At 52.0% G+C, this 17212-nt stretch carries 15 protein-coding genes; 6 read left to right on the top strand and 9 right to left on the bottom strand.

What is annotated here, in order from left to right:
• Positions 1–105: 105 nt before the first annotated feature.
• On the bottom strand, positions 106–1668 hold the full coding sequence (locus ACP5SG_RS06905; RefSeq protein WP_428123070.1) for an NAD(P)H-hydrate dehydratase: 1563 nt from the start codon (positions 1666–1668) through the stop codon (positions 106–108).
• A 48-nt stretch (positions 1669–1716) separates the two neighbouring features.
• On the opposite strand from ACP5SG_RS06905, the gene hisA reads away from it, so the two are divergent.
• The gene (gene hisA, locus ACP5SG_RS06900) at positions 1717–2487 is read left to right on the top strand and encodes a phosphoribosylformimino-5-aminoimidazole carboxamide ribotide isomerase (protein ID WP_237888679.1); all 771 of its coding nucleotides are present in this window, start codon (positions 1717–1719) and stop codon (positions 2485–2487) included.
• Positions 2488–2489: 2 nt separating this feature from the next.
• On the opposite strand, the gene ACP5SG_RS06895 is transcribed toward hisA, so the two are convergent.
• Positions 2490–2915: a hypothetical protein gene (locus ACP5SG_RS06895; protein WP_424661701.1), complete on the bottom strand. Its 426-nt coding sequence runs from the start codon at positions 2913–2915 to the stop codon at positions 2490–2492.
• A 213-nt stretch (positions 2916–3128) separates the two neighbouring features.
• Here ACP5SG_RS06895 and ACP5SG_RS06890 point away from each other — a divergent pair, with 213 nt between their 5' ends.
• Complete coding sequence (locus ACP5SG_RS06890; RefSeq protein ID WP_237888681.1) at positions 3129–4064, top strand: hypothetical protein; 936 nt, start codon at positions 3129–3131, stop codon at positions 4062–4064.
• 127 nt (positions 4065–4191) lie between these two features.
• Here ACP5SG_RS06890 and ACP5SG_RS06885 read toward each other — a convergent pair whose 3' ends face one another.
• From ACP5SG_RS06885 to ispG, 3 genes are read right to left on the bottom strand one after another with little or no spacing between them, the layout of a single operon-like run.
• Positions 4192–6348 (bottom strand): RelA/SpoT family protein, encoded by a 2157-nt coding sequence (locus tag ACP5SG_RS06885; protein WP_428123073.1) that lies wholly within the window; start codon positions 6346–6348, stop codon positions 4192–4194.
• The gene (locus tag ACP5SG_RS06880) at positions 6348–8087 is read right to left on the bottom strand and encodes a proline--tRNA ligase (RefSeq protein WP_424661704.1); all 1740 of its coding nucleotides are present in this window, start codon (positions 8085–8087) and stop codon (positions 6348–6350) included. Before ACP5SG_RS06880 ends, ACP5SG_RS06885 begins: the two co-directional genes overlap by 1 nt.
• A 7-nt stretch (positions 8088–8094) precedes the next feature.
• Positions 8095–9207, bottom strand: a complete 1113-nt coding sequence (gene ispG / locus ACP5SG_RS06875) for a flavodoxin-dependent (E)-4-hydroxy-3-methylbut-2-enyl-diphosphate synthase (RefSeq protein ID WP_237888682.1) — start codon at positions 9205–9207, stop codon at positions 8095–8097.
• 68 nt (positions 9208–9275) lie between these two features.
• On the opposite strand from ispG, the gene ACP5SG_RS06870 reads away from it, so the two are divergent.
• The 4 genes from ACP5SG_RS06870 to ACP5SG_RS06855 all read left to right on the top strand — a co-directional run bounded on the left by ACP5SG_RS06870 (position 9276) and on the right by ACP5SG_RS06855 (position 13522).
• A complete protein-coding gene (locus ACP5SG_RS06870) occupies positions 9276–10121 on the top strand; it encodes a hypothetical protein (RefSeq protein WP_237888683.1) in 846 nt (281 codons plus the stop codon).
• A gap of 111 nt (positions 10122–10232) precedes the next feature.
• Positions 10233–10685 carry a hypothetical protein gene (locus ACP5SG_RS06865; RefSeq protein ID WP_237888684.1) on the top strand — a complete coding sequence of 151 codons (453 nt, stop codon included), beginning with the start codon at positions 10233–10235 and terminating at the stop codon, positions 10683–10685.
• 287 nt (positions 10686–10972) lie between these two features.
• Positions 10973–11911 carry a glycosyltransferase family 2 protein gene (locus ACP5SG_RS06860; RefSeq protein WP_237888685.1) on the top strand — a complete coding sequence of 313 codons (939 nt, stop codon included), beginning with the start codon at positions 10973–10975 and terminating at the stop codon, positions 11909–11911.
• A 3-nt stretch (positions 11912–11914) separates the two neighbouring features.
• On the top strand, positions 11915–13522 hold the full coding sequence (locus ACP5SG_RS06855) for an ArnT family glycosyltransferase (RefSeq protein ID WP_424661699.1): 1608 nt from the start codon (positions 11915–11917) through the stop codon (positions 13520–13522).
• On the opposite strand, the gene lpxB is transcribed toward ACP5SG_RS06855, so the two are convergent.
• From lpxB to lpxA, 4 genes are all read right to left on the bottom strand, one after another.
• The gene (lpxB, locus tag ACP5SG_RS06850) at positions 13431–14639 is read right to left on the bottom strand and encodes a lipid-A-disaccharide synthase (RefSeq protein ID WP_237888687.1); all 1209 of its coding nucleotides are present in this window, start codon (positions 14637–14639) and stop codon (positions 13431–13433) included. The two genes, ACP5SG_RS06855 and lpxB, sit on opposite strands and share 92 nt — an antisense overlap.
• Positions 14640–14700: 61 nt before the next feature.
• On the bottom strand, positions 14701–15672 hold the full coding sequence (locus ACP5SG_RS06845; RefSeq protein WP_237888688.1) for a Gfo/Idh/MocA family protein: 972 nt from the start codon (positions 15670–15672) through the stop codon (positions 14701–14703).
• Entirely contained in the window at positions 15669–16493 is an 825-nt protein-coding gene (locus ACP5SG_RS06840) for an LpxI family protein (protein ID WP_237888689.1), read from the bottom strand. The genes ACP5SG_RS06845 and ACP5SG_RS06840 overlap by 4 nt, the downstream gene beginning before the upstream one ends.
• Positions 16493–17212, bottom strand: a 720-nt coding sequence (gene lpxA / locus ACP5SG_RS06835) for an acyl-ACP--UDP-N-acetylglucosamine O-acyltransferase (RefSeq protein ID WP_428123062.1), incomplete at its 5' end; no start/stop codon positions are given. The genes lpxA and ACP5SG_RS06840, both read right to left, overlap by 1 nt.

Raw genomic sequence — 17212 nt, 5'->3', positions numbered from 1 at the left:
CTGAAATCCACCTGATCGGCGTGGAGTTCAGCAGAAAAGACAGGAACATCACGGGATTCGATTGGGAACGCGTGCAGGGGCAGACCTGTGTGTCTGCCGAACAGATCAGCAGTGGTGAATGCGTCCATTGATATATTCCCTGAAGACACCAGGCAGTTCCTCCGCCACCTCGCTTGCAAGGTAACCAAATGGTCCTTTTTTCTCTGCAACCCTGTCCGCCGCCTGGCCGTGGAGAAAGACACCGAGCAGGGCCGCATCCCATGGGGAATAACCCTGGGCAAGGAAGGCGCCTATTATGCCGCCGAGGATGTCTCCCATGCCGCCTGCGGCCATTCCTGGATTTCCCGTGGGATTCACGGCCAACCTGCCGTCAGGCGCTGAAATAATGGTGCGGGCGCCCTTAAGCACTGCAATCGCCCTGCTCCTTTCAGAAAGCATTTTTACAGCCGCAACGCGGTCCCTTTGCACATCTGCGCTCGTGCAACCAAGGAGACGGGCCGCCTCGCCGGGATGTGGAGTGATAACCCTTGGCCCTCTGGCATTCATTAAAATTTCATGGTCAGCGCCCACGGCTGTCAAGGCATCGGCATCCACTACCATCGGAACAGGTGCGGTTCTTATAATCTCGCACATGAACTGTCTGACATCATCGCCCAGGCCTAGCCCAGGCCCTATGACAGCCGCCTTTTTCCCTGCCAGAAGAGACTCAAGCCTTGCAAGGGCGTTAGCGGAGACTGACCCATCATCCCCCTCCTCCAGCCCCTCGGTCATAGCCTCTTTAAGCCCCTGGGCCACAATGGGCTGAATGCCAACAGGACATGCCACAGTCACAAGCCCTGCGCCCGCCCTCAGCGCGCCAAGCGCTGAAAGACATGCCGCCCCGGACTTTCCGCGTGAGCCTGCAATCACCAGCACGTGGCCGAACGTCCCCTTATGTCCTTCAGGCGGCCTCGGTCTCAAGGTCTCTGTCACAAACTCCCTGTCAAGGAGAAGGGTCTTTATCCCCGCCTTCCGGACAGCGGCCTTTGGAATCCCTATGTCAATGACCTCAAGCCCACCCACATAATCAACACCTGGATAGATCACCTGGCCGAGCTTTGGAAGGGCCATGGTGACTGTCATGTCGGCCATAATTACAGGACCAATAGGCCGACCCGTATCGCTGGAAAGCCCGGACGGCATGTCCACCGAAACAACGGGGGCTTCAGATGCATTTACGAGTTCGACCGCAACCTCGAACACACCCGAAAGCGGCCGATTCAAACCGGTTCCGAACAAGGCATCAACAATCACGCCAGCATCTTCGGCTGCATCCTTAAGATCTGGCAGGTCGCCTTCATCAAGACACCATTTAATAGGTATACCGAAGGCCTTGACAATCTGATAATTGACTCCCGAATCCCCTTTAAATTCCCGGCAGAAGGCGAAAATCTCCGTCTTTACGCCCTGTTGAAATAGACTCCTTGCGATGACCAGACCATCTCCACCGTTGCTGCCCGGCCCGACCAGGATGACAACCCCACGGGCGAGCCTTTCCTTGTAATTCCTTAGGATCAGGTCTGTTGCGCCGCGACCTGCGTTTTCCATAAGTATCAAGGAAGGAATAGCAAAATCCTTCGCAGCCGACTGGTCAATGACTTGCATCTCCTTCGATGTTGCGAGTAACATGGGCGTTGCCTTTTAAGATCTTATTTTTAAGGATAGTTTAATTCTGCCATGAAATTCCGCCCATGTATAGACCTTCATCAAGGCAAGGTGAAACAGATTGTAGGTTCAAGCCTGAATGATCAAGACCCAGGATCGCTCAAGGAGAACTTTATATCAGAAAGGCCGCCATCCTACTATGCCGAACTCTTTAAAAGAGACAGGCTCACAGGTGGCCATGTGATCATGCTCGGACCAGAAAACAAAGATGCAGCCCTTGATGCCATCCATACGTGGCCCGGCGGGTTCCAGATAGGGGGTGGCATCACGGCTGAAAATGCGGCGTTCTGGCTCGATCAGGGGGCAAAGGCGGTTATAGTGACCTCATATGTCTTTAAAGACGGTATAGTTCATCAAAACCGCTTAGAGACGTTGGTAAGACTGGTCGGCAAGGAGAGACTTGTCCTGGATCTAAGCTGCCGACGGCGGAACGGCGACTATTACATCGTGACCGACCGCTGGCAGCGATTCACCAAGACAAAAATCTCACCCCAGACACTTGATCGTCTTGCACGCTCCGCCTCCGAGTTCCTGATCCACGCAGCGGACGTCGAGGGAAAGTGCTTGGGCATCGAAGAAGACCTTGTAGAGCTGCTTGGACGTACAACACCGATTCCAACTACCTATGCAGGAGGTGCTCGCTCTCTGAGAGACGTCTATCTGGTAAAGGAACTAGGCAGGGACCGGCTTGACATCACTATTGGGAGTGCGCTTGACATCTTTGGCGGAAACGGCGTGAAATACGAAGAGCTAGTGGCCTTCAACAGGAGAGAGGGCGCTTGATACTATGAACCGAAGACCAGATCCCAGACGATGGCAAGTATGGACAATATGAATATCACGGCATAGTTCCACATCTCTTTCGAGGTGTAGAGACTGGTTATGAGGTACCTGAGCGCCATATAGTCCTGCGGACACAGACTATTTTCATTTTGGAGCTTTTCGAGGAGGTTAAGTCTGGCGATAAGGCCTTTCCTCCTATAGGTAATAAAGGCCCTGAATAAGAAAAAAATCATATTGCCAAGGATGGCTATGTACCAGAACGGCCTGATCATGTCTGGCCAATAGGCCTTCGCCACAAGTATGAGGCGCACAAAAACAGCACCTGTAAGCCCGATCGAAAAGGCAAGCCAGGCAACCCAGGCCGGAAATGCGGCGGGGATCTTATTTGTATTTGGATTCATCGGGCAAAAACGATCTTTGTTATCCATAAGACCGATTATAATAACTGAGATCGCAGAGGCTTCAAGGTTTTTTCTATAAAACAGGCACGGTTCTTGCTTATAAATTTATCAAGAAAGGGGGATTGGGTTCGGCATATCCCCTTGCGTGAGAGGTTGTGGATAAGCTGAAATGAGATTCGAATTAAGATTCATTCAAAATTGAACAAAATAATCCCTAAAAAAGATAAGGATGACTTAAAAATGAATGCAAGATTTTCCTATCTGATAAGTACAATTGTAGCGATACTAGTAATCCTGCCCATCAAGCTGCATGCCCTGACCATTTCACAGCTGAGTCAAGGGCTTCTGGTGCCGGCCGTCATTCAAGACGGAAAGGGCGTAGATACCTTGATAGGCATTACGGCGATAGGGAACCAGACGGCCACGACCACTACGACGACATCTACTACACAGACAAATGTGACGGTCTACTGGGGTTTTTTTGACAAAGACGGAAATATGCTGGTCAACAAATATTTCAAGATCCCGCTTGGAGGCTTTTACCGCTTTGCATGGAGCAATGAGAGTGCGGGCGAGAACCTCGCAAACACAGAAGGATATCTGGTCTTCGTAGTGGGGGACGACAAAGGGGCGATCATCAAGACGGCGGCATTGAGCGGATCGGCCTTCAGAATAGATGCGACGGCAAGAGATGCGGCGTTTGTACCAGTGGTCCCCCTCACATCAGGAGACATCAATTCATCCACCAACCTCGCCAAGATGGACAACACCGTACTTAAAGGCGTAACAAACATAACCCCTGTAGGAAAGACACTTATGATGCGCTATTGGAACGACTCGGCAGTAGGCGGTTCTAGCGTCATAAAGCTGTGGTCACTCTGCGACCTTACCGGCGGCTATACCATGAGCATTTCAAACAACGAGGATGGCACCTCCCAGAACACGGGAATCATTATCCAGAGGAAGAATCTGAACTCCATCAACCCAGGTTTAGATTCAGGTTCAGGCTCGGACACCATTTACCCCATGCCCTTTAACTACAAATCGGGCTTTTTCTATTTCAAGGTGCCAGCGGGCAACTGCGCGAAAGGTCAAACCAATGCCATGATGGCGATCAGCTTCCTATCGAGCAGCCAGTTAGGGGCTATACAGACCATAATCGCAGACCAGTATTGAGACACATCCCATCTGGCCCAGGCAACGCCTCCGTTCTTTTCAATACCTCTTTGTCATTATAGGCGAAGATGGAAGCTTGATGGAATATACCTAACATTGTGAGAGATGCCGCATGACAGATACTTTCTCAAGACACTGGCCTGCTAACTTGCAAGACCCCATCCATCTTCTTTATCCCGGCGATTATCTTCTTTAGATGTTCAAGGCCGCTTACCTGAATGATGTAATGGAAGATGGCCACCTGCTCCATGGGACTCGTAATAACCCTTGCATCCTGTATATTTGCGTCCCCGGCGCTTATCGCGTTACTTATGCTTGCAAGCATACCCTTTTTATCCACGCTCCTTACAATTATCTTGGCAGGATATGCAGTGCTGGTCTCTGTAGCCCACTGGACATCGACCCTCCGCTCAGACTCGATATTGCGGGCATTCGAACACTCCGTCCTATGTATCGTTATCCCCCTCCCCCTGGTTATATAGCCCACCACGTCATCGCCAGGCACAGGCATGCAACAACGGGCGAGATGTATCATTATATCCTCAAGACCCTGTATTTGTATGCCCAGTTGAAGGTCTTCCCCGCCCAATTTCTGCAGCCCATCCCCACCTGCCTGCTCGATAAGCCCAATCGACTCAGGCTGTTCTTCTTTTATGTATCTCTTTACTATCTGGACAGGCGAGACCCTGCCGTAACCAACCGCCACCAGAAGGTCGTCAAAGCCCTTGCATGAAAACCACCCTGCAATATCATGGCCCTTTTGCTTGGCGATTTCGTTAAAGTCCAGCCTATTTTTTTTAAACTCTCTGATGCAAAGATCCCTGCCGATGGCAAGGCTCTTTGCATATTCCTCGGTCTTGATCCACTGCTTTATCCTTGCAACGGCCCGGCTTGTCTTGACGAATTTCAGCCAATCCCTGCTTGGTACATGCTGCGGCGACGTGATGATTTCAACCACGTCACCGTTTTGAAGCTCATATTTTAAGGGCACCATATGGCCGTTTACCCTTGCGCCTGCACAATGATGCCCTATCTCAGTATGGACCGCATAAGCGAAATCAACAGGGGTGGCCCCTTTCGGCAATTCCTTTACATCGCCCCCTGGGGTAAAGACATAGACCTCACCAGGAAAGAGATCCATTCTCACTGAATCCAAAAATTCCCGCGGGTCTTCCAGCTCGTTGCGCCACTCCATCAATTGATTCAACCAGTCAAACTTACGCCCTGCCGTCTCCTTGCTGACTATCTTTCCTTCTTTGTAAAGCCAGTGCGCGGCTATGCCCTCGCTGGCAACCCTGTCCATCTCTTCAGTCCTGATCTGTATCTCCATACGCTCGCCGCCCGGCCCGATGACGGTGGTGTGAAGAGACTGGTACATATTGGCCTTAGGAAGGCTTATATAATCCTTGAACCGACCCGGCACCGGCCTCCAAAGGGAATGGATTAAACCCAAGGCCTCATAACACTCCTGTATGGTCTTAAGTATTATCCTAAATGCAATTAGGTCATAGACCTCATCCAGCGGCAAGTTTCGGAGACGCATCTTTCTGAAGATGCTATAAAGGTGCTTGGGCCTCCCAAGGACACGGCATGAAAAGCCGTATTCGGCCATTTTCTTTGCAATTATCTCCTTTACCTCCTCGACAAAACCCCTTTTCTCTCCAATGCGCCTTTCGACTTCGGTCTTAAGCTTATTAAATTCATCTGGATAGAGATACATAAAGGAAAGATCTTCCAGCTCCTTCTTCACCCAATCGATACCGAGCCTTGCAGCAAGGGGCGCATATATCTCCAAGGTTTCTCTGGCGATCATCTCCCGCTTAGCCTCCTTTTGATATACAAGGGTGCGCATATTGTGCAGCCTGTCAGCGAGCTTAACAAGCAACACCCTGATATCCTTTGACATAGCAAGGATCATCTTGCGGATATTCTCGGCCTGTTTCTCTATGCGGCTCTGAAACCGGATCTTAGAGAGCTTGGTCACCCCGTCCACGATCGCAGCCACATCCTTTCCAAACATCTCTTCCAGTTCAGCAACCGTTGTAAGCGTGTCTTCAACCGTATCGTGCAAAAGCCCTGCAACGATGCTCCCTATATCAAGCCTCAACTGGGCCAGGATAAAGGCTACTGCCAAGGGATGGGATAGATATGGCTCGCCTGATAGGCGCTTCTGATTTGCATGAACCTTTGCGGAATAGATATATGCCTTTTCCACCAGACCGGTGTCCGCATCGGGGAAATATGAATGAATAGCGTCAATAATATCAGAAAGCCTTGGAGTCATCACTTAAAACTACAGACCCTGCGGCTACTGCATATGTCTTTAAGCATCTTGAACACCTCATCCGCCGCATCGTCCACAGACAAAAAAACACTCTCGCCTGAGGCCCTGACCTTAATTTCCACCCTTCCATCTTCCCTGAGGCGCCTCCCAACGGTCACTCGGATGGGTATGCCTATGAGATCGGCGTCTTTGAACTTCACGCCGGGGCGTTCACGTCTGTCATCCAAGAGACAATCGACCCCCTTGGCCTCCAGCTCGCTGCATATACGTTCACCAACAGACGACATGGCGTCATCCGTCATATCTACAATAGAGATGACGCAATCAAAGGGAGCTATCGGCGCCGGGAACACAATGCCCAGGCTGTCATGATTCTGCTCAACGGCTGCCGCCACTGTGCGGCCTATCCCTATGCCGTAGCAACCCATGACTATAGGGCGCTCCTTTCCTGAATCATCAATATATACAGCGTGAAGGGCCTCGGAGTACTTTGTCCCCAATTTGAACACATGGCCAACCTCGATCCCCCTTTTGAGTTCAACTCTTCCGCCGCACCTGGGACAAGGGTCATCAGGGGTGATGAATCTTATATCTGCAAACTCCGGCCATGGGAGGTCTCTGCCCCAATTTACACCCAAAAGGTGCCAATCCGGCTCATTTGCGCCGACGACAAAGTTTTTGAGTGTCTTTAGGGCGTTATCCGCTATAATTCTTGTACGGCCTGCAAGCCCAACCGGACCTGCAAAGCCGGGCTCGCAGCCTGTTGCCGAGACAACGGTCGCACTATCGGCAAGGGCGACGTCTTCAATGCCCACAAGCCTCTTCAGCTTCACCTCATTTATTGAATGATCCCCCCTAACCAAAGCTACGATTGGTCCATTTTTGCAGATAAAGACCAGGGTCTTTACAAGCGACGAGGGTGAAACATTGAGAAAGGCGATCACCTCCTCCACGCTTCGCTTGCCAGGGGTATGGACGCGACGCATATCTTCTTCATCAGCACAGGAGTAGGCTGTCAACCCAAGGGCCGGTGCAAGCTCCACATTCGCGGCATAGCTGCACTGTGTGCAGCATGCTATCTGGTCTTCACCGGTCTCAGCCAACACCATGAACTCATGTGATGCGTGACCACCTATACTGCCTGTATCCGCCTCAACAGGCCGGAAATCCAGGCCACAGCGCTCGAATATCCGGCAGTACGCCCCATACATGGCCTGATAAGTGATCTCCAATGCCTCGTCGTCCACATCAAAACTGTAGGCGTCTTTCATGACGAATTCGCGACTGCGCATGAGGCCGAAGCGAGGACGGATCTCATCTCGAAACTTCGTATGTATCTGATAAAGGTTCAAAGGCAGATCCTTGTATGAACGGACCTCGCGCCGAACTAAGTCGGTTATCACCTCTTCATGCGTTGGGCCCAGACAATAGTCGCGGCCATGTCTGTCTTTAAGGCGCAGAAGCTCCTTCCCGTAGCGGTCCCATCTGCCGCTCTCCTGCCAGAGCTCGGCAGGTTGGACCATAGGCAGCAGGACTTCCTGTGCCCCGGCCCTCCCCATCTCCTCCCTCACGATCTTTTCCACCTTCATCAAAGAACGAAGACCGATGGGCAGATATGAATAAAGGCCGGATGAAAGCCTTCTGATCATACCGGCCCTTAGCATCAATCTATGTGAAACTATCTCGGCCTCGGCCGGCGCCTCTTTAAGTGTAGGCAAAAACAACTTGGAATATCTCATTTTGTAATTATATTCGCTCCTCTCCATTTCTTCTTTTTTCAGCCAAAACAGCCTCAACCTCTTGCCAAAATGCCTCAAGAAGCCCGCTTTCAGGGACTTTCTTTATGATCTTCTCTTTTTTGAAGATAAGACCCACGCCCTTGCCGCCAGCGAGACCGACATCCGCCTCTCTTGCCTCACCCGGCCCATTCACCACACAACCCATGACGGCGAGTTTCAGCGGGGATGTAATGCATTGGGCCCTGCGCTCAACCTCTTCCGCTATAGAAAAAAGGTCTATCTCACAACGCCCACAGGTAGGGCAGGAAATTATTTCCGGCCCACGCTGCCGCATCTTCACAGCCCGCAGTATCTCATAGGCAACCCTTACCTCCTCCAGCGGATCGCGGGTCAACGAGACCCTAAACGTATCACCTATACCCTCAATCAACAGGGTGCCTATGGCGATGCTGCTCTTCACTGTCCCGGGAATCAACCCACCGGCCTCGGTCACCCCAAGATGCAGGGGGAAATCGGTCTTCTGGGAAAGGAGCCTGTAGGCCGCTATGGTAGCGAGGCAATCGGACGACTTTATCGAGACCTTGATGGCCTCAAAGCCCATACCTGCAATCAGCTCTATGTTCCTCAATGCACTCTCCACCAGGGCCTCGGGCAAAGACGCCCCGTAATGCCTTCTTATGTCCTTCTCAAGGGAGCCAGAATTTATACCTATCCTTATTGGTACGCCGTATTCCTTGGCCTTCTTGACAACCTTCGATAGTCTCTCAACGCCACCGATATTGCCAGGATTTATCCTTATCCCATCAGCCCCCTGCTCTATCGCAGCGACCGCGAGCCTCCAGTCGAAGTGAATGTCTGCAATAATGGGCATGGAAATTGCTTTCTTAATATCAGCAAGGGCGACCGCGGCGGCCTCATCCGGTATGGCCACCCTTACGATCTCACAGCCGACCTCTTTGAGTCTCGATATCTGTGAGACGGTGGAGCGGACGTCCCTGGTATCGGTATTGGTCATAGACTGGACGACCACCGGGTTGCCGCCACCGATCGGCACGGATCCGACGCGTATAAGCCTGGTCGGGCGGCGCTTGTATATGCTGTTTTGGCTGATCTTGTCCATAAGGCCATGATAAATCAGGCATAACCTCCGGGCAATAGGCCCAAATATACTTGGAAGGAGAATAAAAGATGATTTCAACCCCAAATGGCGCAGAGACGTCAACCATCAAGGCCATTCTAACAAAAGACATCCAACCCGCCTCAAATACCACGGCCGCCGCATCCGCCAGCGACACCACGTTTTTGGACTGGCTAAAGGCGATAGACAATCAGGTAATGGGCACAAAGTATATCGACAAGACAGATATCTTCACAGGAGAGGTGATGCACAATTATCCGGTGGCAATTTTCAAGCCCACACCGGCTGAAATAGCTGCAGATGCCATGACGCCGGAGCAACAGGCATCGACCTTAATTGACAATTATCTGAAATACCTACAAACCGAAAAGGGACAAAGGGGACCAGTGAATCCGGCTGGAGGCGATGCCTATGGCATGTCCGACTGGGCCGAATCAATCATCCTTGAACAGAGGGTCGGCTATAACAAGGCTAATGTGCTCTTGGATGCAGTAAGAAGCGGCAAGATTACTGATCATGTGCCACTGGACCAGATAGACGCCTTATTGGCCGGCCTTATGGGTAGCGGCAAGGCGGCAACGGCAGCCGATTCGACAGCGGCCGCTGCATCTGCGGCACCTACAAACAGTGCAGGTCTCCCTGCAGCAACTACAACCCAGGCTACCCTAGACGGATTAGGGCTGCCCGAACCTGCCTCGGCGCCAAACGTAACAGACGCCGCAAGACAGGCCTGGCAAGACCAGGCCCAGATACTGAATGACATCCTTGACGGCATGGCAAGACTTGCCGCAGCCATCCAGCAATATAAAGACATGACATCCGCGACCAGCGGCGGCAATAAAGCCACAGCCGCATGGCCGTTGCAACCACAATCAATTGGGACACAGACGGCATGAGACAGTAGACCTGGAACGGATGTTGGATTATAATATTTTAAAATAATCGTTCAATGCCACAGAAGGCGATATTGGAGGAGGCCGGGTGCATCATCCGGTCTGAACCGCACTATGAAAATAGATACGTACAAGATCAATACTGCCATCGGCTCAAACGGACAGACAAAAAAAGATATCAAGGGGGCCATTGACATGCCCTTTTCCGCCTATCTTAATAATGAGATCTTGGCGAGGCAGGCTAACGGACCGGATCTTGCAGGCCGTACTGCAATAATGCCGACAGGTCTTCCGGCGGATACGACCCTCAGCAAGATCCAAGCCGATGCAATAGCGATAGGAAGCAATGCCATTGGGGCACTTGAACACCTCAGTGTCCTCTTGATGCAGCCGGAGATAGACGGCAAGGCATTGGATCAATTGGCCGATACGCTTTCAAGACACATCGACGACATAAAGGAGGCCAGAGACAACCTCGCTCCGAATGACCCGTTGAAGGATATTTTAAATTCGATCGGATCGATTTCCGCCGTAGAGGCGGCGAAGATAAAAAACGGCGACTACTGATTGCCGCAGCCAGTCAGCGTTTAATCCGCCGCATCCGCCGCAAAGGGTCTTTGTCCCCCGCATCAATCAGGCAGACACACCAGAGGCCTGTCGGCATCTCTCTTTGTCAAGCCAGCGATCGACAATCAGACTGAGGCCGTGTGACATGTTTTTGCGGGATACAAACCAGCAGGCTATGATGATTTTAAATCTGACACTGGGCATATATGCTATAGGCAAACGCCGAAAAGGCACGGAAAACCAACCGGCGTAAATGGGACGCAATTTTTGAATATAGACCCAAGTTAATGGATATTTCTATAATAGTGCCTGTATATAACGAGGCCCCAAACATTGAAACCTTGGTCAAGCGGGTTGTCGAGGTCATGCGACCGCTTGGCCGTCCTTTTGAAATCATTCTCGTGGACGACGGCAGTACGGATGAAAGTCACGAGGTCTATAAAAAGATCAAGACCTTCACACCTGAGCTCAAGGTCTTGATATTCAGAAGGAACTTCGGCCAGAGTGCAGCCATGACCGCTGGCTTCGACTATGCGGACGGCAAGATCATAGTCTCCATGGACGGGGACCTCCAGAATGATCCTAAGGACATACCAAGGCTGATCAGCAGACTTGAGGAGGGCTACGACATGGTGAGCGGCTGGCGCAGAGACAGAAAAGACCCGTTTCTTTCACGCAAGCTCCCATCTTTCATAGCAAACCGCCTGATAGGCAGCGCAACCGGCGTCCGACTTCACGATTACGGCTGCTCGCTAAAGGCCTACAGCCGCGATGTAGCAAAAAACCTCCTTCTTTACGGCGAACTCCACAGGTTCATTCCCGTACTCGCGCACTTCTACGGTGCACGCATTACAGAAGAGGTGGTCACGCACCACCCAAGGCTCAAAGGCAAAAGCAAATACGGGATCGGGCGCACCTACAGGGTTATCCTTGACCTGATACTCATGCTGTTCTTCCTGAAGTTCGCCACAAGACCCTTGCAGTTTTTTGGCATGGGCGGCGGGGCGCTCTTTCTTGCCGGTCTCCTGACCGGAGGTTACCTTACCTTCGTCAAGTTCTTCCTAGGGTATGACATCGGGCGTAGGCCGCTCCTCATTCTTAGCGCGGTACTCATAATTGCAGGACTGATCCTCGGGGCCATAGGACTCCTTGCCGAGCTCGTCATACGCACCTACTACGAATCCTCAGGGAGACGCATATACTCGGTACGCGAGGTCATCGAATAAGGAATGTGGAATAGACGCCTTGCCCTTTTATTAGGGGTGCTGATCGCCGTACGCGTGCTCTTTATTGCATTTGCACCGCTCGACCTCTCGCCTGACGAGGCCTACTATTGGGACTGGTCAAGGCACCTTGACTGGGGATACTACAGCAAACCCCCAATGATAGCCTGGATCATCGCAGCGGGCACCTCTATCTTTGGAAACAACGCCATGGGCGTAAGGCTCCCAGCCGCAATACTCGCCACCCTCGGCGTCTTGGCTGTATACCTTCTCGGCAGACGCCTCTTCGGCGCAAAGGCGGGGTTTCTGGCCGCGCTGGCCACGGCCTTCATGCCAGGCTCCTGCGTCCTAGGCTTTGCGATGACCATAGACGCGCCGCTTATATTCTCCTGGGCATGGGCTATGTATGCTACATGGCTGGCACTGGAAAAGAAGGGTTATGAAAGGGATCAAGGTACGGCCTGTTGGTGGTGGACGGCCTCTGGTGTCTTTACAGGCCTTGGAATACTCAGCAAACAGACCATGCTAGCATTCCCGCCTTTTGTTTTCCTGTTTCTCATCCTTGAACCGGATTACAGAAAAAGACTCCTTACACCCTGGCCATATCTGGCGTTCATCATTTCGCTCGCCCCGCTCGGTCCCGTCATTTGGTGGAACTACAGACATGGCTGGATCACGCTGGAACATACGGCCCACCACTTTGAGATGGGAAGCCGGTCATACTTCACATTTTTAAAGACACTGCCCGATTTCATACTCTCTCAACTTGGTCTCATCTCACCGGTGACCTGGATCTTGTCCATGATAACAAGCTATTATATCCTGTTTATGGCCTTAAAGAGACACATCTCAAAGAAAAATGGCAATGTCGCGATAACCTCTCCAACCCTTTATCTAGCCGTGCTGAGCGCGGCGCCGATAGCGCTGACCACGCTCTTGAGCCTCAAACAACGTGTAAACGGCAATTGGCCAGCTCCATTTTATCTTGGCTCATCCGTCCTCCTAGGTGGGTGGGCCGCAGAGGTCTTAAATTTAACACCTTGGATAGACCGATTCAGAAGGCTTTTTAAACCAGGTCTGATACTGGGCGCATCCATGTGCGCCATTCTATATATAATCCCATGGGCCGCATGCATCACAAACCTTGACAAGGGCCGCATCGACCTCACCGCTGAACTGAGAGGCTGGAGAGAATTGGGCATAACCTTAGGGGAGATCGCAAAAAAAAACCCAGTGCGAGAGATGCTCATCATCGGGACGAAGAGGCAGCTAACAAGCGAGCTCGCCTTTTACGTCCCTGGCCAGCCGAGGACATACCGCTGGGCGGGCGAACAGAGTAAGGTAAAGAGCCAATATGAGCTCTGGCATGGACCATGTGACAAGATAGGTCATGATGCAATCATTGTGACATATGCGGATGAACAATTGCCGCAGGATATCAAGGGGTATTTCAAGGAGATAAGACCGCTCTACTACCTCAGACCGGCTAAGAATGGATTCAATCTATACCTCGGAAAAGGACTTATCGACTGGCCGGGTTGCTCCGCTTCAAAAGTCCAAGGGCGATATTTGCAGCCCGGTCAGCAGCCCCTGGCTGACCAAGTCTACCGGTGACGATAGCAAGATCCTGAACCATCCTCTCCCTTCTGGCATCATCCCCAAGGATGGCCAGCGCCTCATTTGCTATAGCCTCTGGCGTGGCATCATTTTGGAGAAATTCGGGCGCAACCATCCTCCCTGCAACCAGATTGACAAGGGATGCATAGGGCACCTTGATGAGATGGCGCCCAAGATGATAACTGAGTGGAGAGACTTTGTATGTAACGATGAGCGGGACGCCTAGGATCGCGGCCTCGAGGGTAACGGTGCCCGACGCCGCGATAACCAGATTTGATGCTGCCATGACATCGTATGTTCGGCCCTGGATCAACCGTATATCTGGACCATCCCTACCTGCACACGCCCTAGCCATGTCCTTCATGAGTTGGATGTCGATGGAAGGGGCAACGGCTGCCACGAATTGGACACTCGGTCTTAATCGGGAGATTAGGCAAGCGGCGTCTGCCATGACAGGAAAGATCCTCTGGACCTCACCATGCCTGCTTCCAGGGAGAAGACCTACCGTGGATGAGCCGATTGACAGAGAGTTCGAACGGCAGAATTCCTCCTTTGAAGACTGCACCTTTACGCTGTCGAGCAGTGGATGGCCGACAAATCTGACCTTGAGGCCATATCTTGAAAAAAAATCTTCCTCAAAGGGCAGGATCACTGCCATCTCATCAATGGACCTCTTCAATCTCCTGACCCTGCCCTGCCGCCACGCCCATACCTGCGGACTTATATAATAAAAAACCGGGATACCAAGGCCTTTGGCATATCCCGCCATAAGAAGATTGAATTCAGGATAGTCTATGAGTATCAAGAGGTCGGGGCGCTCCTTTTTCAAATAGACCCTGGTCTTATAAAAAGCGGAGAGTATGGGCCAGGTGTGGGCAAATATCTCTGCAAGCCCAACTACAGCAAGGCGCGAACTCGGGAAAATGGCATCAAGCCCAGCATCTACCATCTTTGGACCGCCTATGCCGGCAATCTTACAATCCGGCAGCTTGGCCTTTATAGCCCTTATGAGACCTGAACCATGGAGATCGCCTGACGCCTCGCCAGCGATTATAAAGATGGACTTCGACATAACTACCAGTTGGTGTCCTACAAAATTGTCATGATCCGGCAAAGCCCGGCCTCCCGGCAAGCAGCCTCAATGGCCTCCGCCGAAATAAAACCACCAAGCCGGGTCATACTGGATCAGACCAATAAATATCAGCCAAGTCCAGGGAATCGAGACCCTTGGCGATCTGGTTGTTTATCTTCAAGGCAAGATCCAGGGCCATGCGACCCGCCTCGCCCGTTACCCTGGGGGGTTTTATTCCTTTTACGGCCATGACGAAGTCTTCCAGTTCATCATAAAGACTGTCGGCCTTATCGTGCTGCAATGGCTCAAACGTCATGGCGTCTCGGACATCTGCAGCCCTTGTCCGCCTTACGATCAGATTCTTATGTGCAAGGCAATCAGCGGACATATAAGCCCCGGGTTGGAACACCCTGATCTTCCTCATGACGTCAAGAGATATGCGGCTTGCGGTAAGATTCGCCGTGCAACCGTTCTCAAAGATTATACGGGCGTTTGCTATATCAACAAAGGAGCTCAGAACCGGCACACCGACTGCCCTGATCTCCGATATCTGCGACCTCACGAGTGTCAGTGTTATATCTATGTCATGGATCATGAGATCCAGCACCACATCCACATCAGTAGCCCTGTCTTTAAAGACATTGAACCTATGCGCCTCAATAAAAAGCGGGCGACTCACTCTCTCCTCAAGCACCTTAACAGCAGGATTGAAGCGCTCGATATGACCCACCTGAAGCACAAGACCATTATCAGATGCGAGCCTTATCAGCTCGTCTGCCTCCTGAATGCCAGTGGTTATAGGTTTTTCTATCAGACAGTGTATCCCCCTGGAAAGTAAAACCTTTGCGACCTCGTAATGATGCACAGTAGGGACAACAACGGATGCCGCGTCTATCCTGCCGATAACCCCATCCAAATCGGAATATGCCTTCGTGCCCGTCTCTTTCGCTACCAGCGCAGCCCTCTCCGGCACGATATCCACCACCCCGGTGAGTTCGGCATCAGGCATGGCTGCATATTTTTGGGCATGGAACCTACCAAGATAACCCGCCCCTATCACGGCAACCCGTATCAACCGCCGACCCCTCCTTCGATACCGACTATTGATATTTGGACCTTGTCGGCAAGGGCTATCGCCTCATCCTTATCAAAGAAGATGGCCCTGCCTGCCTCGACCGCCAAGACACAGGCCCCTGCCTCAACCATCCTCTCGATTGTACTAAGTCCAATCGAAGGCAGATCGAATCTTGTATCCTGAAATGGTTTGCACAGCTTTATCACAACCGCGCCCGATCCGCCAAGCCTGCCGCCCCTCAAGATGGCCTCATCCGTACCCTCGATAGCCTCTACTGCCAAGACGACCTTGTCCTTAACCACCACACACTGACCTATATCGAGTTCGCCTATCCTGGAGGCAAGCTGGCGACCGAACTCTATATCCTCGTATTGAGAGACGCTGGGTCTCTTTTTGGTAAGGACACCAGGCGGCATGAGGAGGTCCTGGACAAAAAAAGTAGATGGAATGACCTTTATGCCTTCCGATTCGATCTCTGCGGCGATGGCACGAAGTATCCTGTCATCAAGCCGGCTGTCAAGTCGACGCCATAGATTCAATGCCCTGAGATCAGGACGCACATCTATAAATATCCTCTTTTTTGTAATGGCGCCGGCAAAGACGGCCTCACCAACCCCAGCATCTTTTAGTGTATTTATTAGCTTACCGAGCTGACCGAGGGAGATCCATCTTATCTCATCAACCTCTCCGCTCAGTTCAGGGATGGTCTCGCCCTTATGCGCCACTGCTATTACCTTCCAGCCCTTTGAGCGGGCAGCCCTGGCACAGAGTATAGGAAATTGTCCTCCGCCTGCTATCAAACCGACGGGCCCCCTTTCCATCAATCCATCTCCGAAATCTCGCTGATATTTCCTCCAAGCGGTACGCCACGCCTTGAAGACTTGATGAACTCGACAAACCTGACCACCTCCGGGACGGCGGAAAAACGCTCTTCCACCATCTGGATGGCATCGGCTACCGTGCCGTCTCCCTCGAATATCATACGGTAGGCGTCTCTCAGCGCCTCGAGATTCTCTCTTGAAAGGCCATGGCGCCTGAGGCCGACGAGGTTAAGGCCGTAGAGCCTCCCCCTCTGACCCCAATACTTCACATAGGGTGGGATGTCTTTGTTGACCCCTGACATACCCCCCAGAAAGGCATACGCTCCGATATGGCAAAACTGATGGACAGCCGAGAGGCCACCTATGACCACGTTTTCGTCGATAACCACGTGACCGCCGAGGGTTGCGCCATTGGCCATTATGACATTCGCTCCGATCTGACAATCGTGTGCGACATGGACATATGCCATAAGAAGACATCCCCTGCCGATCCTCGTAACGCCGCCGCCTTCTATGGTGCCACGATGGACGGTTACGAACTCCCTTATGATGACGCCGTCCGCAATCTCGACCCTAGTGGGTTCGCCCTTATATTTAAGGTCCTGAGGCGGCGCCCCGATTGAGGCGAACTGCGAAATCTTCACCCCTTTTCCTATATGCGTCTCTCCCTCGACTACCACATGAGGGCCTATTTCGACCCCGCTTTCAAGGGTCACCTC

This window comes from Dissulfurimicrobium sp. (assembly GCF_049968175.1).
Classification (GTDB): domain Bacteria; phylum Desulfobacterota; class Dissulfuribacteria; order Dissulfuribacterales; family Sh68; genus Dissulfurimicrobium; species Dissulfurimicrobium hydrothermale.
This window is presented reverse-complemented; position numbering and strand designations above follow the sequence as displayed.